18 protein-coding genes and 1 other RNA gene are annotated in these 20,165 nt (G+C 66.3%); 9 read left to right on the top strand and 10 right to left on the bottom strand.

Annotated elements, in window-relative coordinates; all coding sequences use genetic code 11:
- Positions 1 to 95 precede the first annotated feature (95 nt).
- From RQH86_RS06965 to RQH86_RS06950, 4 genes are read right to left on the bottom strand one after another with little or no spacing between them, the layout of a single operon-like run.
- Positions 96 to 893, bottom strand: coding sequence for an N-formylglutamate amidohydrolase (locus tag RQH86_RS06965; protein WP_311240394.1), 798 nt, complete (start codon positions 891 to 893; stop codon positions 96 to 98).
- On the bottom strand, positions 874 to 1,425 hold the full coding sequence (locus RQH86_RS06960) for an NUDIX hydrolase (RefSeq protein WP_005988855.1): 552 nt from the start codon (positions 1,423 to 1,425) through the stop codon (positions 874 to 876). The genes RQH86_RS06965 and RQH86_RS06960 overlap by 20 nt, the downstream gene beginning before the upstream one ends.
- Positions 1,422 to 2,408: a 5'-3' exonuclease H3TH domain-containing protein gene (locus RQH86_RS06955; RefSeq protein ID WP_115512441.1), complete on the bottom strand. Its 987-nt coding sequence runs from the start codon at positions 2,406 to 2,408 to the stop codon at positions 1,422 to 1,424. Before RQH86_RS06955 ends, RQH86_RS06960 begins: the two co-directional genes overlap by 4 nt.
- Positions 2,405 to 2,980 (bottom strand): nitroreductase, encoded by a 576-nt coding sequence (locus RQH86_RS06950; protein WP_311240393.1) that lies wholly within the window; start codon positions 2,978 to 2,980, stop codon positions 2,405 to 2,407. Before RQH86_RS06950 ends, RQH86_RS06955 begins: the two co-directional genes overlap by 4 nt.
- Before the next feature lie 133 nt (positions 2,981 to 3,113).
- Here RQH86_RS06950 and RQH86_RS06945 point away from each other — a divergent pair, with 133 nt between their 5' ends.
- A complete protein-coding gene (locus RQH86_RS06945) occupies positions 3,114 to 5,363 on the top strand; it encodes a DUF1631 domain-containing protein (protein ID WP_311240392.1) in 2,250 nt (749 codons plus the stop codon).
- 205 nt (positions 5,364 to 5,568) lie between these two features.
- Complete coding sequence (locus tag RQH86_RS06940; protein WP_311240391.1) at positions 5,569 to 7,926, top strand: DUF1631 domain-containing protein; 2,358 nt, start codon at positions 5,569 to 5,571, stop codon at positions 7,924 to 7,926.
- Positions 7,927 to 8,258: 332 nt separating this feature from the next.
- On the opposite strand, the gene RQH86_RS06935 is transcribed toward RQH86_RS06940, so the two are convergent.
- Both RQH86_RS06935 and RQH86_RS06930 read right to left on the bottom strand, forming a co-directional pair.
- Positions 8,259 to 8,334, bottom strand: a non-coding RNA gene (locus RQH86_RS06935) — sX9 sRNA.
- A 136-nt stretch (positions 8,335 to 8,470) separates the two neighbouring features.
- Positions 8,471 to 9,334 carry an alpha/beta fold hydrolase gene (locus RQH86_RS06930; RefSeq protein WP_311240390.1) on the bottom strand — a complete coding sequence of 288 codons (864 nt, stop codon included), beginning with the start codon at positions 9,332 to 9,334 and terminating at the stop codon, positions 8,471 to 8,473.
- Positions 9,335 to 9,464: 130 nt separating this feature from the next.
- Here RQH86_RS06930 and RQH86_RS06925 point away from each other — a divergent pair, with 130 nt between their 5' ends.
- Positions 9,465 to 10,064, top strand: a complete 600-nt coding sequence (locus RQH86_RS06925) for a TetR/AcrR family transcriptional regulator (protein ID WP_115512436.1) — start codon at positions 9,465 to 9,467, stop codon at positions 10,062 to 10,064.
- 132 nt (positions 10,065 to 10,196) lie between these two features.
- Positions 10,197 to 11,288: an NAD(P) transhydrogenase subunit alpha gene (locus RQH86_RS06920; protein WP_311240389.1), complete on the top strand. Its 1,092-nt coding sequence runs from the start codon at positions 10,197 to 10,199 to the stop codon at positions 11,286 to 11,288.
- Between the two features lie 119 nt (positions 11,289 to 11,407).
- Here RQH86_RS06920 and RQH86_RS06915 read toward each other — a convergent pair whose 3' ends face one another.
- The 3 genes from RQH86_RS06915 to RQH86_RS06905 are packed head-to-tail and all read right to left on the bottom strand — an operon-like array spanning position 11,408 to position 12,812.
- Positions 11,408 to 11,899 (bottom strand): DUF3106 domain-containing protein, encoded by a 492-nt coding sequence (locus RQH86_RS06915; protein ID WP_055851463.1) that lies wholly within the window; start codon positions 11,897 to 11,899, stop codon positions 11,408 to 11,410.
- 5 nt (positions 11,900 to 11,904) lie between these two features.
- Positions 11,905 to 12,252 (bottom strand): hypothetical protein, encoded by a 348-nt coding sequence (locus tag RQH86_RS06910; protein WP_311240388.1) that lies wholly within the window; start codon positions 12,250 to 12,252, stop codon positions 11,905 to 11,907.
- Positions 12,249 to 12,812: an RNA polymerase sigma factor gene (locus RQH86_RS06905; protein ID WP_311240387.1), complete on the bottom strand. Its 564-nt coding sequence runs from the start codon at positions 12,810 to 12,812 to the stop codon at positions 12,249 to 12,251. Before RQH86_RS06905 ends, RQH86_RS06910 begins: the two co-directional genes overlap by 4 nt.
- Positions 12,813 to 12,925: 113 nt before the next feature.
- Here RQH86_RS06905 and RQH86_RS06900 point away from each other — a divergent pair, with 113 nt between their 5' ends.
- Together RQH86_RS06900 and RQH86_RS06895 are read left to right on the top strand one after the other, a co-directional pair.
- The gene (locus tag RQH86_RS06900; protein WP_055851467.1) at positions 12,926 to 13,237 is read left to right on the top strand and encodes an NAD(P) transhydrogenase subunit alpha; all 312 of its coding nucleotides are present in this window, start codon (positions 12,926 to 12,928) and stop codon (positions 13,235 to 13,237) included.
- Positions 13,238 to 13,341: 104 nt separating this feature from the next.
- Complete coding sequence (locus RQH86_RS06895) at positions 13,342 to 14,811, top strand: NAD(P)(+) transhydrogenase (Re/Si-specific) subunit beta (protein WP_115514445.1); 1,470 nt, start codon at positions 13,342 to 13,344, stop codon at positions 14,809 to 14,811.
- Between the two features lie 772 nt (positions 14,812 to 15,583).
- Here the strand turns inward: RQH86_RS06895 and RQH86_RS06890 are convergent.
- A complete protein-coding gene (locus RQH86_RS06890; protein ID WP_311240280.1) occupies positions 15,584 to 16,003 on the bottom strand; it encodes a hypothetical protein in 420 nt (139 codons plus the stop codon).
- Between the two features lie 174 nt (positions 16,004 to 16,177).
- On the opposite strand from RQH86_RS06890, the gene sufT reads away from it, so the two are divergent.
- From sufT to RQH86_RS06875, 3 genes are all read left to right on the top strand, one after another.
- On the top strand, positions 16,178 to 16,732 hold the full coding sequence (sufT, locus tag RQH86_RS06885) for a putative Fe-S cluster assembly protein SufT (protein WP_011260066.1): 555 nt from the start codon (positions 16,178 to 16,180) through the stop codon (positions 16,730 to 16,732).
- A 66-nt stretch (positions 16,733 to 16,798) separates the two neighbouring features.
- Positions 16,799 to 17,884 carry a branched-chain amino acid aminotransferase gene (locus RQH86_RS06880; RefSeq protein WP_311240281.1) on the top strand — a complete coding sequence of 362 codons (1,086 nt, stop codon included), beginning with the start codon at positions 16,799 to 16,801 and terminating at the stop codon, positions 17,882 to 17,884.
- Positions 17,885 to 18,198: 314 nt separating this feature from the next.
- Positions 18,199 to 19,944 carry a S8 family peptidase gene (locus RQH86_RS06875; RefSeq protein WP_311240282.1) on the top strand — a complete coding sequence of 582 codons (1,746 nt, stop codon included), beginning with the start codon at positions 18,199 to 18,201 and terminating at the stop codon, positions 19,942 to 19,944.
- The last annotated feature ends 221 nt before the right edge of the window (positions 19,945 to 20,165 follow it).

Below are 20,165 nucleotides of genomic sequence, written 5' to 3'. Positions count from 1 at the left end.
CTGGTGCATGACCCGTAGGAGCGTGCCCGCGCGCGATGAGGCGTTATCGATAACGCTTCCTCGCGCGCAGGCACGCTCCTACGGGGGTTGTCGTTTCAGCGTTGCAACAGCGCCTGGGCCAGCGGCGGCAGGATGCGCGCCAATCGATCTGCCCATGCCTGTTGCCCGGTGGCGTCGCCAATCAGGTCCTGGCGGATTTCCAGTTCCACATGCAGCAGGTCGCGGCCTTCGCCATGGACCGGGATGGCGTAGTCGGTGGCATCGCTCACCGCATACGGTTGATTGTCGCCAACCACCAGATCCGGTTCTGCACGCAAGGCATCCAGCAAGCGATGCGCCAGTCGCGTGTCGCGGTGGTACAGCACGCCGGCATGCCAGGGACGTTCGTTGCCGGCCATCACCGGGGTGAAGCTGTGCATCGACACCAGCAGCGTCGGCTGGGCGCGCTGTGCGCGTGCATCCAGTTCGGCCGCGATGCGTGCGTGGTAGGGCGCGAAGATCGCATCGATACGTTGCTGGCGATCGGCGTCGGTCAACGCCAGGTTACCGGGAATGGATGTGCCGTCGCTGATCTCCGGCATTCGGCTGGCCGCGCCATCGGGCCGGTTGCAGTCGATCACCAGGCGCGAATAGGTCTGGGTGATGGCGATCGCATCCAGCGCGTTGGCCAGCAGGCGGGTGACCTGTGCGATGCCGATATCCCAGCCGATATGGCGGTCCAGCTCCTGCTGCGGCAGGCCCAGATTTGCCAGCCGTGCGGGCACGCGCTGGCCGGCGTGATCGGCGATCAACAGCCACGGCGATGCCGCCTGCGCGTTGTGCACGGTGAACGCTGGCGGATCCTCGGGGCCAAGCAAGTGACCGGCAGCGGCATCAACCACGCGGCGTGCCATCCAGTGCGTGATCGACCAGATACAGCCCGGCCCACAACTTGGGATCCATCTGATAGCCCTCGGCCATCTTCTGCACCAGCCACGCGCCGACTTGCGCGCGCGGGATTTCGTGCACGGTAATGTCTTCGCTGGCATCGCCGCCGCCTGCGCCGACTTTGCGCAGCCCGGTGGCGCGCACGAACGCGATCTTCTCGCTGCTCGCGCCGGCCGAGGTGGGGCCGATCATCAGCACTTCGGCGTGCTCGGCGGTCCAGCCGGTTTCTTCTTCCAGTTCACGGATCGCCGACAGCTCGATCGACTCATCGGCATGCACATCGCCGACCAGCCCGGCCGGCATTTCGATGGTGCGCGCTTGTAACGGTACGCGAAATTGCTCGACGAACAACATCGCATCGTCCGGCGTCACCGCCACGATGATCGCGGCCAGGCCGCCGGCGTGCACACGCTCGGAATATTCCCAGGTGCCGCGCACGACCATGCGCTGGTACTTGCCTTCGTAAACCACGGTGGGCGGGGTGTCGTGTCGGTTCATGGGTAGGTGCCTTGAGACAGGGAAGCGGGAGGGGGCGGCAGTGCGGCGCCGTCGCACACGGCCAGCAGGCGGCGGCGCGTGAGCGGCCCGAAACGCAGGCTGTCGCATAAGCCGATCAGCATGTCCGCATCGGCCTGCGTGCGCGTGAAGCCGGCATCGGTCAAGCCGAGCGGTGCGTCCAATGCGATGGTGGTGAGCTGGCGCCATAACAACGCATGGTCGCGCTGTTCGCGCAGCCGCACGGCCATTTGCGCGGCGCCGCGCAAGCGCAGAAACGGGATCTCGTCGATGCGCTCCAGCAAGGCATCCAGGCTGCCGAAATGCGCCAGCAGCACGGCTGCCGATTTTGCGCCGATGCCGGTGATGCCAGGAATGTTGTCGATCGCATCGCCGCACAGCGCCAGATAGTCGGCAATCTGATGCGCATGCACGCCATGGCGCGCCTTTACCCCGTCCATGCCCCAGCGCAAGTTGCGCGCGTAATCCCACTGTTCGTCATGCTCGAACAGCAACTGCGACAGATCCTTGTCGGCCGACACGATCACCCCGCGCAAGCCTTGCGCGCGCACGCTGTGCAAGGCGCTGCCGATCAGATCGTCGGCCTCGTACTCGCGGTGCGCCAGCACGCTCAGGCCCAGTGCCGCGCACAGTGCCTTGCAATGCGCAAACTGGCGCCGCAATGCATCCGGCGCCGGCTCGCGGTTGCCTTTGTAGGCTGGGTAGATGGCATGCCGAAAGCAGCTGTCCAACGCTTCGTCGAAGGCGATGGTGATGTACTGCGGGCGCTCGCGTTCCAGCAGGTCCAGCAGAAAACGCGCAAAGCCGTGCACCGCATTGGTCGGCCAGCCTTGCGCGTCCTGAAACTCGTCCGGGATCGAATGCCAGGCGCGAAACACGTACAGGCTGGCATCGATCAGATACAGCGGCTCCGGGCGCGGACCGCCCGGCAGCGCCGCGGCAATGGCACCCGGCAGCGTACTCATGGAGTCCAGTCGCGCAACAAGGCGCGCGGGTCCGGACGCTCGCGCTCGGGCACCTGCATGCGCGGCGTGCCGATATGAATGAAGCCGGCGATGCGCTCGTTTTCGCCCAGGCCCAGATAGCCGCTGACGGCCGGGTCGTAGGCCATCCAGGCGGTCAGCCACTGCGCGCCGAAGCCATGCGCCTGCGCGGCCTGCAGCAATGCAAAACACACGCAGCCGGCGGTGAGCAGCTGTTCCTGCTCGGGCACCTTGTGCTCGGGGCGCAGCGAGGCGATGACCACGATCGCCAACGGTGCGTCGCAGAAGCGGTTGCGGTCTTTTTCGACCGCCGCGGGCGGTGCCAGCGGATCGGCGGCCTGGGTGCGTTCGGCCAGAAAGTCGCCCAGGGCATGCCGCGCGTCGCCGCTGATGCGCAGGAAACGGAACGGCACCAGCTTGCCGTGGTCGGGCACCCGCACGGCCGATGTCAGCATGCGCAGCAAGGTGTCTTCATCCGGGCCGGGCTCGCCCAATTGTTTGGAGGGGACCGAACGACGCGCGTCCAGCGCCTGTAGCGAATACGGTGCATGCATAATTTGCGGTTCTGGGCGACGAATAAGTCAATTATAGACGGGCCCTTCCCAACGCCCGCCGCATGATGGCCGGCCGGGTGACGCCTGCTGCAACGGCATCACTCCTTCCTGCCCGCTCTTTCAGCGTTGTCCGATGACCCAGTTCGTGTCCACCGATCCTCTGCCCAGCCGCAACCCGCAACTACTCGATCAGGTGCGCGATATCGTGCTGGTGCCGCTGGCCGATGCATTCATCGACGTGCAGGACGCGCTGGCCGAGGCGTTGTTCCGCCTGGCGGCCGATGCCGGCGCGGCCCAGAACGATTTCATGGAAGCCATCCAGGCCTTGCGGCAGCAGCGCGAGCCGATCACCGCGCGTTTTCGCGGGCATCTGGCCAAGGCCTGGCAGGGCCTGGAGTCCGCGCGGCCGTTGTCGGCCGAACGCACGTTGGCACGCGGCGCGGCCGGGCTGACCCTGTTACCCGAACAGGATCTTGAAGTCCGGCTGGCGGTGCGCAATCTGGCCGGCGCGTTGCAGCATCAATGGCGGCCGGAATTGATGCGGCTCAATCGCTATCTGGGCTTCATCGCCGGCGGGCTGCGCATCGATGGCGACAGCAATCCCTTCGGGCCTGAGCACTTGGGCGTGGCGCTGTACGAGGCCTTCCAGGGCGTGACGCTGGCGGCGAAGGTGCATCTGGCGGTCATCAAGGTCTGCGAGCAGCAGCTGATGCCGCGCGTAGGCCAGCGTTACGCAGAGCTGGAACAGGCGTTGGCGCAGGTTGCCAGCCTGCGCGAGTTGCCGCAGGCGCGCCATCGCCGCGGCGGCATCCCGCGCCAGGGCAAGACCGGCAACGAGGACACCCCCGAGACGCCGGACTGGATCGCACGGTTCTTTGCCGACTGGTCCGGCGGGCAGGGGGCATTGGTCGGCGTCAAGGTGATCGACGTGCATCTGCGCAGCGGCCGCGAAGTGCTGCCGGCCGCGTTGCACCAGCGTCTGCAACAGGCGCGCCACCTGCGCGAGCCCGATGCCGGGCGGTTGGAGTCGTCTGCGCAGCGGCGGCTGTCGCCGCGTGAGGTGGTTTCGGCGTTGTCGCTGCTGCAGACCATGCCCGGCGCCGGGTTCGACAGCATCGACGACGGGCAGCGCGGCTTGCCGCACGCACTGCGGCAGCACCTCATGCGCGCGGCTGCCTCGCTTGGCGTCGACCCGGTCACCACCTGCCTGGACCCCAACGATGCCGATGCGCTGGACCTGATCGCGCTGCTGTTCGACGCGATCCTGGTGCAGAGTCAGCTTTCCGATGCGCAACGCCGCCTGCTGGGGCAGTTGCTGGTGCCGATGGCCAAGATGGCGATGCTCGACGGCCATCTGTTCGTGCGCGATGGCCACCCGGCGCGTCGTCTACTCAATCTGCTGGTGGATGCCTGCGACGGCAATGGCGGCGAAAGCGCGGCCGAACAGGCCTTGCTGGCGCAGGTGGAGGCGGCAGTCGTCACCATCGTGCGCGACTTCGACGAGCATCCAGCGGTGTTCTTGGCGTTGGAAGCCGAGTTCGGCGCCAGTTACGAGCAGTACCGGCGACGCGTGGAGATTGCCGAGCGCCGCGCCAACGAATTGCAACGTGCCGAAGAACGCCGCGAACGGGCACGCAGTATTGCCGCCCAGGCGCTGGCAGAGCGGCTGGCACGCGGATCGCTGTCGCCGGTGGTGGAGCACTTTCTCAGCCGCGTCTGGCATCCGAGCGTGCAACAGGCTGCGTTGCGCGCCGATGGCGCCGGCCCGGCCCTGGACGCCGCCATTGCGGTGGGCGACGCCGTGTTGGCGCAGCTGACGCCCGCGCGCAGCGATACCGGGCTGGATGCGCAGCGTGCGCCGTTGCTGCAGGCGTTTGCGCTGGCCGGGTTGGGGCCGCGCGAGGCTGAGCAGGCCTTGCAGGAATTGCTGCGCGCGCTGGCGCCCACGCCAGCTGCTGCCCATGCGGAAGCGCTTGCCCCCACCCTGACCGCATTGCGCTTGGTGCCCAGCCCCGCCGACCCGGTGGCAGAGCCGTTGACTCCGATGCTCGATGCGGGCGGGCAGGTGGAGTTCGACCGCATCACCGCTGACTTCTTTCGCGCCATGGCAATCGGCACCAGCCTGGACTTCGTCGACCGCGAAGGCCGCGTCCAACCGGGCAAACTGTCGTGGATCAGCCCGATTTCCGGGCGGCTGATGTTCGTCAATCGGCGCGGCGGGCGGCTGTGCGTGTCCTCGCCGGAAGAGCTGGCCATGATGGTCTGGCTGGACCGCCTGCGCCTGCACCGTGAAGAAGACGCTTTCTACAGCGCGATGCAGGACGTGGTCGACGGGCTGGACGCGTCTGACCCCCCTCAAGGCTTAACCCCCGCAGGCGTATAACGGGTGCCGGCAGGCTCCACCGCAAGGTTGCGGGCTACGATGTCTCCTTGACACGCAAACCCTGGGCGGTCACGAGTAAAGTGAGAGCTGCATCACACTTAACGAGCGAGCGAAACGCCTACCATGCGAGGGCGGAATTTGGGGCCGCGTCTGTTTTTACTCGTTTGAATATTTTCACGCCTGCAGAGGCGGGGAGCCTTTGCGCATGACTTTTCAGCCCAGTCCGTCGGGACAGCCGGGCCGTGACCAACGCTTGCTCGAGCAGGCGCACGACGCGTTCGTGCCCGCGCTGGTGCAGGTGTTTGCAGCTGCAGTCGCACATTTCGATGATGTCCTGTTCGATCGCGCCGAATCCGCCGGCGCGTCACAGTTGCTGTTTCTCGATGGCATGCGCGAGTTGCGCCGCAAGCGCGAAGACGTGACCACCCAATTCCGCCAACAGCTGGAAGACGGCTGGCAGGCGCTGTTGCTCGGCACGCCGTTGTCGGCCGAAGTGGTACTGGCCGGCGACATGGGCACCGGCCCGCTCAGTCTGGTGCCCGAGCACGTACTCGAATCGCGGCTGGCAGTGCGCAACCTTGCCACCGTGCTGCTGCGCGATTTCAAGCAGGTGCTGGCGCGTGTCGACCGCCGCCTGGGCTGGATTGCCGGTGGCCTGGAACTGGTGGCCGACACCAATCCGTTCGGTCCGGAACATCTTGGCGTGGCGATCCACGAAGCGTTCGCCACCTGCGATCTGGCGCCGGAAGTGCGCTTGGTATTGATCAAGCTATGCGAGCGCGACTTGGCCGAACCGATCGGCAAGTTGTATGCGCGTCTGGACGAAACCCTGGTCAAGGCCGGCGTGATGCCGGAAATTTCGCAGCCCAAGCGCCCGCCGCCGCGCATGCAGCCACGTGGCGAGACGCCCGAAGCGCGCGCGCAGGCCGACGCTTATGGCGGCGATGCCGAAATGGGCGGCGACGATCAAAACGACCAATACGCGCCAGCCTGGGCCAATCGCTTTCTGGACCGCTGGGCGCATAGCCGCGGCCGCATGCAGGCCGCTGCGCAGCGCGGCCATGCCGATGGTGGCGGCGCTGGCGGTATGGAAGGCGAGGCCGATCATCCTGGCGGCAGCCAGGGCATGCTGCTGGATGCCCTGCATGAACTGTTGCAGCAGACCCGTAGCGTGCGCGACAGCACGGCCTCGGCTGCGTCGGTGGCAGTGGGCCAGCAACGCCCGCTGAGCCAGCGCGAAATGATGTCGGTGCTGTCGTTGCTGCAGGCCACGCCCAGCGCAACGCTGCAGGCGGCCATCGGCGACGACAACGAATCGCTTGCGCAGCGTCTGAAAAACGAAGTGCTCAACAGCGCTACGCGTCTGGGCGTGGACCCGGCCACCGCAAAGCTGGACCCGATGGACGAGGATGCGATCGATCTGGTCGGCATGCTGTTCGACGTGATGCTGGACGAGCGCGATCTGGAAAATCGCTCGCGCGAGATGATCGGCCGGCTGGTGGTGCCCTTCGTCAAGGTGGCACTGCTGGACCGCAAGATGTTCGTGCAGAAGACTCACCCGGCGCGGCGCCTGCTCAATTCGCTGGCCGAGGCCTGCGAGGGCAACAACGGCGACAGCGCCGCCGAGCGCGTGCTGATGGGCAAGGTCGAAGAAATCGTCGACCGTCTGGTGGCCGAATTCAACGAGAACCTGGCGATCTTCCTGACCCTGGAAGAAGAGTTCCGTGACTTCCTGTCGCAGCACCGCCGCCGTGTGGAAATCGCCGAGCGCCGCGCCACCGAAACCCAGCGCGGCCAGGAAAAACTGGAGTTGGCGCGCAACCGCGCGCTGGCGGAGCTGGAGCAGCGCGTGCTGGCCGGTGCGCCGTTGCCCAAGGCGGTGGAAGACTTCCTGCGCCAGCCTTGGCTGCATCACCTGACCATGGCGATCCTGCGCGACGGCGACGAAGGTCCCGGCACGGTCGAGGCATTGGCGCTGGCCGATGGCGTGCTGGAAGAACTGAGCGAGGCGCGCCGCCACATCATCGGCAAGCCGTGGCTGCAGGTCTGGCAACCGGCGCTGCATCGCGTATTCGCCAGCGTGGGCCTGCATGGCGACGCGGTGGTGGTGGCGATCACGGCATTGCACGACACCTTGCAGGCCATCGCCGAGGCACGCCCGGAGCTGGAAAAAGCCTTGCCGGAATTGCCGCAGGTCAACCTGCCGCCGCCAGCGGCCGAAAGCGTCAGCGTAGTGCTGGGTGCCGAAGCGGTGGCGCAGAGCATCGACAGTGCCGACGCCGAACGGTTCCGTGCGATGGACATCGGCACCTGGCTGGATTTCGTCGACAAGGACGGCAAGGTGCAGGCCGGCAAGCTGTCGTGGGTCAGCCCGATTTCGCAGCGGCTATTGTTCGTCAACCGCCGCGGTGTGCGTTTCTGCGTCGCCTCGCCGGAAGAACTGGCGGTGATGGTGCGGCTGGGGCGCCTGCGCGAACACATCAACGACGGCGCGTTCGACAGCGCGATGCAGGGCGTGATCGACCGGCTGGATCCGCTGCACAACAACGGCACGGTGCACTGAGCGATTGCATCGATTGCGCAGCGCTTTCGCTGCGCGGCTGAGGCTGTATCGCTGCCTTCGGCGAGCGTGCTTTGAAGAATGGATGTGCGTCGCTGGCGTGACCGTTGCGAGGGTCTTGCTGTGCCGGCGTTTGGGCTCCTGGAGCCGTCGGGCTGCTGCAGCAGACGCCGGATGTTTGCGGCGTCGTGGCGGTTCGGATGGCCAGGCGACTCTTTCGAAGTGACTCATCGGCAGGCGCGGAATCATTGCAGCAGCAAACGCGACGTGTGCTGCCTTGTCGCGTAATACGTGAGCGCTGCATTTGCGATCGGATTGCGCAACACGCTTAGAACGGCTAACCAAACGTAACGAGCAGTCGCCAGGTGGGTGTGGACGGCCCGGAAGAACCGGAGCGTATGAGTGGCACATGCGGCACCGAGCACCGGCCGCGCCCGCTTGGCGGTGAGCACAGTCCTTTTTGTCAGCCGCTCTTACCCGATGCAGTTGCCTTGATCCTCGCACTCCGGCAATCACGCCCGCGATGACCGCATCCAGAGCGCAATTCTCAGCCGGATGCCGGGCCAATGAACTCCAGCGCCCGCGCGATCACCGAGGCGTGATCGACCATGCGGTTATGGCCCAGTCCTTCGGTACTGAACAGCTGCGCGCCTGGCCAGAGTGCGGCAAAGCGTGCGCCTTCTTCCCACGGCGTCTCGCGGTCGCGGCGGTCGTGGATGATCAGCGCCGGGCGATCGAAGTGCGGCAGGTGCGCGGTCGCATCGAAGTCGGCAAAACATTTGCCGGTGAGCTGGATCAGCCAGTTTTCGAACGGTGCGAATGCGCCGGGTGCAATACCGAACGCGCGGAACTGACGTTGCGCGCTGGCGGCCGGCGCCACCAGCGGGGCGATCAACACATAACGGGCCGGACGCCATGCCGGGTCGTCGGCAAACACCACCGAGGCTGCACCCAGCGAGTGGCCGATGAACACTGCAGGGCGGCCAAAGCGCTCGCCGATCTGGCGCAGTATCTTGACGAAATGCGGCATGTTGCTGATCTTGCCGCTGCTCAGGCCATGTGCCGCCTGGTCGAACGCGACCACCGCATAGCCAAGCGCGCGCAGCTGCGGCACCCAGGCCGCAAAGCGCAGGCCGTAGCTGGCCCAGCCATGCGACAGCAGCACATACGGCTGCTGCGCGGGGTCGCCCCATTGGTAGACGGCGATGTCGATGCCGTCGACGCGCAGGGTCTGCTGTTGCACATCGGTCAACGTCGCGGCGATGGTAGCCGCCTGCCGACGCCCTGCCGCACCCGGGGTGACGAAACGGCGCGCCAGAGAGCGGCCCGTCGGGCCGGGAGCCAGGCGACTGACTGTGCGCATCAGGCCGCGGAGCAGCCGCGCACGCAATTTGGCGATGGACGAGCTCATGGGGGAGTCCTTGTAGGGGAGGGCACGTCGCACATCTTGTCGCCGACAAGATGCGACACAAGTCTGCCGATTGAATCTTGTCAGCGTCAAGATGATCTGCTCCACTGAGCTCCCGATAAACGAAGCCGCCATGTCGCGATCAGACGTTCCTGCTGGCTATCACCACGGCGATCTGCCGGCCGCATTGCGTCGCGCTGGCTGGGAGCTGGTCGGCGAATCGGGCGTGCGTGGGCTGACCTTGCGCGAATGTGCGCGCCGCGCCGGGGTCTCGCATGCCGCACCCGCGCACCACTTCGGCTCGCTGGACGGGTTGTTGGCGGAAGTGGCGGCCGATGGCTACGAACGCATGCTCGCACGCATCCACGCAACCCAGCAGGAACTCGCCAACCCGCTGCTGGGCTGTGGACTGGGCTACCTGCGATTTGCCATCGACTATCCGCAGCAGTTCCGGCTGATGTTGGGCCTGGACCTGCGTTCGCGCAGCCTGCCACGGCTGCTGCAGGCCAGCGAGGCAGCCATGGCCTGCCTGCGCGACACGGTGCGCACACAGTGGAGTGCCCGTCACGGCAGCGCGCCAGACGCCGAGCTGCTGGAACAGCGCACCCTGCTGGCGTGGAGTGCAGTGCACGGCTATGCGTCGCTTGCGATCGACCGCAAGCATGACGCCTTGCGCGCGTTTGCGCCGGAACTGGTGTTCGCCCCGTTGCTGCATGCGGTGCTTGAACCCTGAGGCGCGATCTGCGGGGAAAACGCGGTACAGGCTGACGTGCGACCTGGCCGACAGCCAGCGCAGCACACGTGCCAGGCGCCGCGGCCACGCTCTGCTAGCATCGCCGCACTGAGCGCGAGACCGGAGCAACCCATGGCTGTGCAGGTGCTGGTGCTGAAAGAACAGGCAGCGGGCGAACGTCGGGTGGCGGCAACGCCGGAAACGGTCAAGAAGCTGGTCGCGCTCGGCGCCCATGTGTGGATCGAGCCGGACGCCGGCCGCGCCAGCAGCATGGACGATGCGGCGTATCTGCAGGCCGGTGCGCAACTTGCCAGCGCACACACGCTTGATCAGGCCGACATGCTGCTCTGCGTGCAGGCGCCGCCGACCGAGGTCCTGCTGCACTGCAAGCCGCAGACGGTGGTGATCGGCATGCTCGCACCCGATGCCGACCCGGCGCGTGCGCAGGCATTTGCCACGCGCGAACTGGTCGCGTTTCCGCTGGAGCGCCTGCCGCGTACCACGCGCGCGCAGTCGATGGACGTGCTGAGTTCGCAAGCCGGCATGGCCGGTTACAAGGTCGTGTTACTGGCCGCGCAACTGGCGCCGCGGTTCTTCCCGATGCTCACTACTGCCGCGGGCACGATGCGCCCCTGCAAGGTGGTGGTAATCGGTGCGGGCGTGGCCGGCTTGCAGGCGATCGCCACTGCCAAACGGCTGGGCGCGCAGGTGGAAGGTTTCGATGTGCGCCCGGAAACCCGCGAGCAGATCGCGTCCCTGGGTGCGCGCTTTCTGGATCTGGGCGTCAGCGCTGCCGGCGAAGGCGGCTACGCACGCCAACTCACCGACGACGAACGCGCCGAGCAGCAGCGCCGCCTGGCCGAGCATCTCAAAGGCGTGGATGTGGTGGTCTGCACTGCGGCCGTGCCGGGGCGACCAGCGCCAAAGATCGTGACCACGGAGATGGTGCAGGGCATGCGCGCCGGCAGCGTGATCGTGGATCTGGCTGCGGAAACCGGCGGCAATTGCGCGGCCACGCGTCCGGGCGAAACCGTCGATCTCGATGGCGTGGTGGTCGCCGGGCCGCTCAATCTGGCAAGCCAGGGCGCCGTGCATGCCAGCGAGATGTTTGCGCGCAACGTCTACGCGTTCGCCGCGTTGTTGATCAGCGACGGTGCGCTGTCATTCGACTGGGACGATGAGTTGCTGGCGAAGACGCGTTGGTCGGCCACACCGGCGACGTAAGGCGCCGTCTGTCTGCAACGCACGCGGCGACTTTCGAAGACCCGCTGGCGCGTGCTGGTGTCTGAACTCTGAAGGTGTGATCGCACGCCGGAGCATCCGGGCGGCGAGTGCAGCAGCGTTCAATCGTCCGTCGGCGGGTGGTCGCGTAACCAGGCGCTGCGTTCGGCCGGGCTCATCTTCTGCCAGCGTTGTTGCAGCTCATTGCGCTGTTGCGGGTTGAGCGCGCGCATGCGGTCGAACAAGGCCTTGGCTTCGCGGCGCTGGTCCGGGCTCATGTTGCGGAAGCGGTCCATGCCGGCCTTGGCCTGCTTGCGTTGTTCGGGGGTCATGTCCAGCCAGCGACTGGCGTGCCGGTACATGCGCGGGCGTTCTTCGGGCACATCGTTCCAACGCTCGCGCAGCGCATCGATCAGCACCTGGCGCTGTTGCTGGGTCAGCTTGTCCCACTCCGGCATCGGTGTCTCGTTGCGTGGGCCCGGGCCATGCGGGCCGTGTCCGTCCATCGGCGGTGGCCCCGGCGGGCCCGGCGGCGGGCGATCCTGCGCCAACAGCGACGCGCACGGCCCGGCGCAGAGCAGCAGGGTCAACAGCAGGCGGGTGGTGCGGGTCATCGTGCTCATTCCATGGCCAAAGCGGTATCGGACCCGAGCCAGACATACAGGTCGGGGTTCTGGGTCAGCAGGTCGTCGGTGTCGGTGCCGGCGCTGTTGCCGGCCACTGCCTGGGTCGCCGCGACGCTTGTGGGTGCAGTGTCGCCCGGTCGCAGTTGCAGGCCGATAGCGATGGCCAGCAGACCCGAACAGGCGGTGGCCAGCAACCAGTAACCGCGGCGTGGACGCGGCGCCGACGCGTGGCGTGCCTGGCGCAGGCGTGCCAGGGTCTGCGGCGGCAGGCTGGTGAGCGCGGCGGCGTGCAGGTGGCGCAGTTGCGCATCGAACTGGGCCGGATCGTGGGAGCGGTTCACAGGAAATCCTCGAACTGTTTTTGTAACGCGTCGCGCGCGCGCGACAGGTGAGTTTTGACCGAGCCTTCGGAGCAGCCCATCGCCTTGGCGGTGGTGGCCACATCCAGGTCTTCCAGCACGCGCAGCGTGAATGCCTCGCGCTGGCGCGCCGGCAAGCTACGCAACGCCTCAACCAGCCGTTGGTAGGCCTGCTGATGTTGCTGCACGCCGACCGGGCCGATGCCGGGGTCGGCCCACTCGATCGGGCCTTCGTCATCGGCGCGCTCGGCCGGTGCCCAGAATTTCAGCCGGAACGTGCGGCGGCGCTGCAGGTCGATGATGCGGCTGCGCAGGATGCTCCAGAACAGCGGCGTCCATTCCTCGGCCGGCCGCTCGCGGTAGCCGAGCAGCTTGACCATGGCGTCCTGCACGGCATCCAGTGCGTCTTCGCGGTGACGCAGACCGGCCTCGGCAAAACGGAACGCACGCGGACCGATGCCGGCCAAAAAGGCGTCCAGCGACACCGGAACGGCGGCGGCCGTTGTAGAAGGCTGCGGATCGAAAGGGGTTCCCACCAGCACAGCGTAGCTTCCGCGAAGACGATACGACGTCAACGGCCCAGCGCCGATTCGGTTGACATGCCCGATGCGTGGGTATGATCGGCGGGCCGCACCGGCCAGTGGAGCGAAAGACGATGAGCGACGGGTTCGTAGCGCTGTACATCTTCATGCTGGCGGCCATCGCCGGCCACGTGATCATCTCGCGGGTGCCGGTGATCCTGCATACCCCGCTGATGTCCGGCTCCAACTTCATCCACGGCATCGTGCTGATCGGCGCGATGGTGGTGCTTGGGCATGCCGATACCACGCTGGAAAAAGCGCTGGGGTTCGTCGCGGTGGTGCTGGGCGCGGGCAATGCAGCTGGCGGCTATGTGGTGACCGAGCGGATGCTGGACATGTTCAAATCCAGCAAGCCGGATCCGGCCAAGCGCGACGCGAAAGATTGAACGTACGGCGCCTACGCATCGCAGCGGTGCTGGCCGCGGCCGTGCTTGTCCCGCTGCTCGGCTTCGCGCTGGGCTTCCTGGTTTATGTGCTGCCGTTCGGGCAGATGTCCTTCTCTGGAGCGTGGCTGCTGATGCACCTTTTGCCGATCCTCATCAAGAGTAGCTACCTGATCGCCGCGACCCTGTTCCTGCTCGGCCTGCAACGCATGGCCTCTCCCAGGACCGCGCGTAGCGGCATCCGCTGGGCCGGCGCCGGCATGCTGATCGCCACGGTGGCCACGTTCTTCCTGCCGGAACTGCACAACGTGCCGCTGATCCTGGCAGCGCTGGCGATCGGCACCGGGGTGGCGTGGTGGTCGGCCAAGAAGGTGGCCATCACCGACATGCCGCAAATGGTGGCGCTGTACAACGGCATGGGCGGCGGCTCGGCGGCGGCGATCGGCGCGGTGGAGCTGCTGCGGTTTTCCTTCTTCGCCAATCGCGACACTGCGCACTGGAGCGCGCAGGCGATCGCCGAACTGGCAGCGCGGCGTCCGGACACCACCACGGTGATGCTGGCAGTGATCGGCTCGGCGATCGGTGCGGTGTCGTTGTCCGGCTCGATCATCGCCTGGGCCAAACTGGACGGCCGGCTTGACCGACGGGTGACATTTCCCGGTCAGCAGGCGGTCAATCTGCTGGTGGCGCTGGCAGTCCTGGCACTCGGCATCTGGGCCGCCACCAGCCTGCAGCCGCTGGCGATCATCGCCTTCTTCGCCGTGGCGCTCGCGCTGGGCGTGTTGATGACGCTGCCGATCGGCGGTGCCGACATGCCGGTGGTGATTTCGCTCTACAACGCCTTTACCGGCCTGGCGGTGGCGTTCGAAGGCTATGTGCTGGGCAACGAGGCGCTGATCATCGCCGGCATGATGGTGGGCGCGGCCGGCATCCTGCTGACGCGGTTGATGGCCAAGGCGATGAACCGGCCGATCAGCGGCGTGCTGTTTTCCAACTTCGGTGGGGGCGGGCAGGCGCAGGAGATCAGCGGCGCGCAAAAACCCATCGAGGCCAGTGATGTGGCCGCGATGATGGCCTTCGCCGAACGAGTGGTGATCGTGCCCGGCTACGGCATGGCGGTGGCGCAGGCGCAGCACAAGATCTGGGAGCTGGCGCAGCGGCTGATCGCGCGCGGGGTCAAGGTGAAGTTTGCGATCCACCCGGTCGCCGGGCGCATGCCCGGGCATATGAACGTGCTGCTGGCCGAAGCCGGCGTGCCGTACGACCTGATCGCCGACATGGACGACATCAATCCCGAGTTCGCCAGCACCGATGTGTCGCTGGTGATTGGCGCTAACGACGTGGTCAACCCGGTCGCCAAGACCGACCCGGCCAGCCCGATCTACGGCATGCCGATCCTGGACGTGGTCAATTCACGCAATACGGTGGTGATCAAGCGCGGCAAAGGCACCGGCTTTGCCGGCATCGAAAATGCGCTGTTCTACGCCGACAACACCCGCATGCTCTACGGCGACGGTGCCGAAGCGGCCAGCGCGCTGGTCAGCGAGTTGAAGGCGCTGGATGGGGGCGGGCATTGAGACCTCGTACGACTGATGTCGCGGATGCACTTGAGAAGCCGATTGGTCGAGGGCGGTGTGCTCTCTGCCAAGTTCCTTGCAGCTGAGGCGCAGATCGGCAGCTCACGCGTGATCTATCCGCAATCTCCAGCCAGTCGCACATAACCTGCCGAGTTTTCGAATCGCAGCAGTGTCCAGAGGTAGTCCAACGCTCAGCTCGTCGAGGGCGCGGTGCCCTCACCGCTTGCGGGACACGCCGTGAATCCGTTCCTGGAGGCTCCTTGGCGGCATCCATGCCGCCAAGGGTCCCGCAATCGGCGAGGACACCGCACCAGAGAGTTGGTCGGCTGCTTTCTTCAAAGCGTGCTGCGGGTCATGCGCTGCGCTATGCAAATGAAAGTGTTTGGATTGCGTGTTTGAAGCCGGTCTGCTGCTCGGCTTGCGATGAGAAGGTGGTGAGAAGCTGGTCGACGCACAGTGACCCGATCAGCGCACGCCATGCCCTGCTCGCAACCACACACACCGACCAGCTTGACTGGTCCTTGCCCACCCACCGTCGCGGGACCTTTGGCGGCATTGATGCCGCCAAAGAGCTTACAAGGACGTACTTGCAGCGTGTCCCGCGAGGGTGGGCGGGTAAGGGCCCTGCAGCCAAGTCGCAGAGCTCCAGGCATCGCTGCGTCGGCACAATGAGCAAGACAGTCTTCGAAGAACAGCGCCATCTGGATCTGTGTGATCGAGGCATCCGCTTCAACGCATCGCTGCTTCGGCTACCGCGACAACTGCGCCTTGCTCAGCGCGCAGCCCACCACGCCACGAGCACCGCTGCGAAATAACACAGCAGGTCGAACGCATTATTGGCCAGTTGCAGCAGGGTCCAGGCCAGGCGAGGGCCCATTTTCTGGGCCGAGGTCCACGGGTCCAGGCCCAGCGATCCGCCCAGTTGCGCCGAGGCAATGCCCCAGTTGGCGCCGACGATGATCAATGCGGTGGTCGCCACCGCCACGCCGATACGCAACCGGCCGGCGCGCAGTGTGCCCAGGCGCAGCATCCAGACCACTTCCAGTGCGACCAGTACCGCCATCCAGCCGGCCTGGTTGCCGAGCGCAAGGGCGATGAGCAGCCAGGCGATGAGGGCGGTGACGCTTCCCAGCAACAGGAGCGGGGGCCAGAGCCAGTGGGCGCTTCTGGCGGACGCGGGGGTGGGCGGCATTGGAGCTCCTGACAGTGCGCACATGATAGAGCGCATGCCGCACTTTGCGACGCACTGCATCGGCAGATGGAATGCAGCGTCGTTGAAGGGATTGGCGGCCAGCGGCGGCGGCGCCATCGCGGTCGGCTAGAATGGCCGACTTGCGCGCGTCCGGCGCGGCCCCATATCCAGCCCATGTACTCCCGTAGCAGCGAACCCGTCCAGTTCGAACGCGATTGCGATGCCGTCATGGTGCCGCAGGGCGATTCGGTGACCCTGCCCGCAGGCAGTTATGGCTATATCACCCAGGCCCTGGGTGGCAGCTACACGGTCTTTGTCGAAGGCAATCTGTTCCGCATTGCCGGCAAGGATGGCGATGCGATCGGCAAGGAGGCCCCGCCGGGGCTGGAATTGCCCGCCAACGCCAGCGACGAAGAAGTGGAAGCGCTGGTGTGGCAGCAGTTGCGCACCTGCTTCGACCCGGAAATTCCGTTCAATATCGTCGATCTGGGCCTGGTCTACGAAGCGGTGGTCAGCCATCGCGAAGAGGACAACCAGCGCCGGGTGGACGTCAAGATGACGCTCACCGCACCCGGCTGCGGCATGGGCGAGATCCTGGTCGACGACGTGCGCAGCAAGGTGGAAATGATCCCGACCATTGCCGAGGCCGATGTCGAGCTGGTGTTCGACCCGCCGTGGGGCCGGCATATGATGTCCGAAGCGGCCCGTCTCGAGACCGGCATGCTCTGATCGTCAAGGCGCCATGTCCGCAGATGTGGCGCCGCGTCCTTTCGCCCGCCATACAGGAATCTTCCGGTGTCCGTGTCCTTCGCTTCCACCCGTTCTCCGTCGCCGCGCAGTGCCGACGAACTGTCCGTGATCCTGGCCGCGCCCGGTTTCGGGCTTCACTTCACCGACCACATGGTCGCCATTTCCTGGAACAACGAGCAGGGCTGGCACGACGCGCAAGTGCGTGCCTACGGCCCGCTGCAGTTGGACCCGGCCGCGTCGGTGCTGCATTACGGCCAGGAGATCTTCGAAGGCATCAAGGCCTACCGGCATGCCGATGGCTCGATCTGGACCTTCCGCCCGCAGTCCAACGGCGAACGCCTGCAGCGCTCGGCGCGTCGTCTGGCGCTGCCGGAATTGCCGGTGGACCTGTTTGTCGAATCGCTGCGCCAGCTGGTGGCCGTGGACGCCGGCTGGGTGCCGTCGGCGCCGGAGACCAGCCTGTATTTCCGCCCGTTCATGATCGCCGACGAGGCCTTTCTGGGCGTGCGCGCCGCGCACAAGGCCTCGTATTACGTGATCGCCAGTCCGGCCGGTCCGTACTTCGCCAAGGGCGTGGCGCCGGTGTCGATCTGGTTGTCCACCGAATACGCACGTGCGGCCAAGGGCGGCACCGGCGCGGCCAAGTGCGGCGGCAACTATGCCGCTTCGCTGCTGCCGCAGCAGAAAGCCTATGCGCAGGGCTGCTCGCAGGTGCTGTTTCTGGATCCGGTCGAAGGCAAGTACATCGAAGAACTGGGCGGCATGAACGTGTTCCTGGTCTACCAGGACGGCACCTTGGTGACCCCGGAACTGTCCGGCAGCATCCTGGAAGGCATCACCCGCGACAGCATCCTGCAGCTGGCGCGCGACCGCGGCATGCGCGTGGTCGAGCGCAAGGTGTCCATCGACGAATGGAAGCAGGGCGTGACATCGGGCGAGATTGTCGAAGTGTTTGCCTGCGGCACTGCCGCGGTGGTTACCCCGATCGGTGAGCTCAAGGGCGACGGCTTTGCGGTGGGCGATCTGTCCGCGCCGGCGGGCGAGGTGACCATGTCGCTGCGCCAGGAATTGACCGATATCCAGTACGGCCGCGTGCCGGACCGGCATGGCTGGTTGGTACGTTTGTCCTGAGTCAGCGCTACAGCGTCAAAAACAGGCCTCTGCGCGTCAGCGCAGGGGCTTTTTTTTGCCTGCCATGCAGCAGGGCGACATGCATCCCGTCAAAAAACTGTGGGAAGCGGACTGAACAGATATGACGCTTGTCACAAAACTGATATTTAAGTTTCAAAAGTGTCGATTTCGTATTGTCCAGTTTGGTTGGAGTGGGATAGGTTCGCTGAACGGATCAATAACAGGGGATTGATTCGGGGACTCGGCGCCGACCTATGCAGGCGGTGCCGGATTACACCGCCAAGGCGGTTCTCTTTGATTTGGAAGGGAATTCGATGTCGAACGAGTCATTCCGCAAGCGTCCTCGCACGCTTACCGTCCTGGGCGCCACCGCGCTGACCTCCCTGTTGCTGGCAACACCTGCGTTTGCCGGTGAGGTCTACCTGGACGGTCTTGCCACTGCCCAGACCCACCAGAAATTCATCGTGACCTACAAGGACGGCAGCACTGCGCTGGCCAGTCCCACCGTGCTGAGCACCTCGCTGCGCACCGCCGCACGCGCGGTTCCTGCCAAGACCGGCAAGGCGCTGGGGCTGAACGCGGTGCGCCGCCTGGCGCTGGGGCCCGAGCTGATCAAGGCCGACCGCGCGCTGGACCGTGCCGAGGCCGAGACCCTGATGCGTCAACTGGCCGCCGACCCGAACGTGCAGAGCGTGGAAGTCGACCAGATCCTGCGCGCCACGCTGACCCCGAACGACACCCGGCTGTCCGAGCAGTGGGGCTTTGGCACCACCAATGCCGGCCTCAACATCCGTCCGGCCTGGGACAAGGCCACCGGGTCCGGCGTCGTGGTCGCGGTGATCGACACCGGCATCACCACGCATGCCGACCTCAGCGCCAACATCCTGCCCGGCTACGACTTCATCAGCGACGCGACGGCTGCGCGCGATGGCAATGGCCGCGACAGCAACCCTGCAGACGAGGGCGACTGGTATGCCGCCAGCGAGTGCGGCACCGGGATTCCGGCCTCCAACTCCAGCTGGCACGGCACCCATGTGGCTGGCACGGTCGCTGCGGTGACCAACAACAACACCGGCGTGGCCGGTACCGCCTACAACGCCAAGGTCGTGCCGGTGCGCGTGCTCGGCAAGTGCGGCGGCTCGTTGTCGGACATCTCCGACGCCATCGTGTGGGCGTCGGGCGGCAGCGTCAGCGGCATTCCGGCCAACGCCAACCCGGCTGAAGTCATCAATATGTCGCTCGGCGGCGGCGGTGCCTGCTCGACCACCATGCAGAACGCCATCAGCGGTGCGGTGTCGCGCGGCACTACTGTGGTGGTGGCGGCCGGCAACAGCTCGGCCAACGTGTCCGGCTCGCTGCCGGCCAACTGCGCCAACGTGATCGCGGTGGCGGCCACCACCTCGGCGGGTGCCAAGGCCAGCTATTCCAACTTCGGCGCCGGCATCGATGTATCCGCGCCGGGCTCGGCGATCCTGTCCACGCTCAATAGCGGCACCACCACCCCGGGCAACGCCAGCTACGCGTCCTACAACGGCACCTCGATGGCGGCGCCGCATGTGGCCGGCGTGGTCGCGCTGGTGCAGTCGGTCGCGCCGACCGCGCTCACTCCGGCAGCGGTGGAAACCTTGCTGAAAAACACCGCACGCGCGTTGCCGGGTGCCTGTTCCGGCGGTTGTGGTGCGGGCATCGTCAATGCCGACGCCGCGGTGACGGCGGCCATCAGCGGTAGCAACGGTGGTGGCGGTGGCGGAACCGGCAACACGCTGACCAACGGCACGCCGGTCACCGGCCTGGGTGCGGCCAGCGGTGCAGAGCTGAACTACACCATCGCCGTTCCGGCTGGCAGCGGCACGCTGACCGTGGCGATCAGCGGCGGCACCGGCGATGCAGACCTGTACGTGCGCGCCGGCAGTGCACCGACCGACACCACCTACGCCTGCCGTCCGTACCTCAGCGGCAATACCGAAACCTGCAACATCAGCGTGCCCTCCGGCACGTATTACGTGCGGGTCAAGGCGTACAGCACGTTCTCTGGCGTGACCTTGAGCGCCAGCTACTAAACGTTGCCGTTCGACGCTGTTGCGCTGTCTGGCCGCGTGGCCAGGCAGCGCTGTCCCAGCGCGACACCCCATCTGCGATGTCCGCCCACGTCTGCCGTTTCGGCAGGCGCAGGCAGGGCATTGCCGCTCGGCCGGAATGGACACCGGTCAGTCGTTTCGACGGGCGCCAGCGCCCGTTTCGTCCGGCCCGATCCGCGGTGTTGCGGCAAGGGCTCGGTCAT

The sequence above is a fragment of the Xanthomonas sp. WCS2018Noco2-27 genome (assembly GCF_031843525.1).
Lineage (GTDB): Bacteria > Pseudomonadota > Gammaproteobacteria > Xanthomonadales > Xanthomonadaceae > Xanthomonas.
The sequence above is the reverse complement of the archived record's forward strand: the minus strand, read 5'-3'. Positions and strand labels throughout refer to the sequence as shown.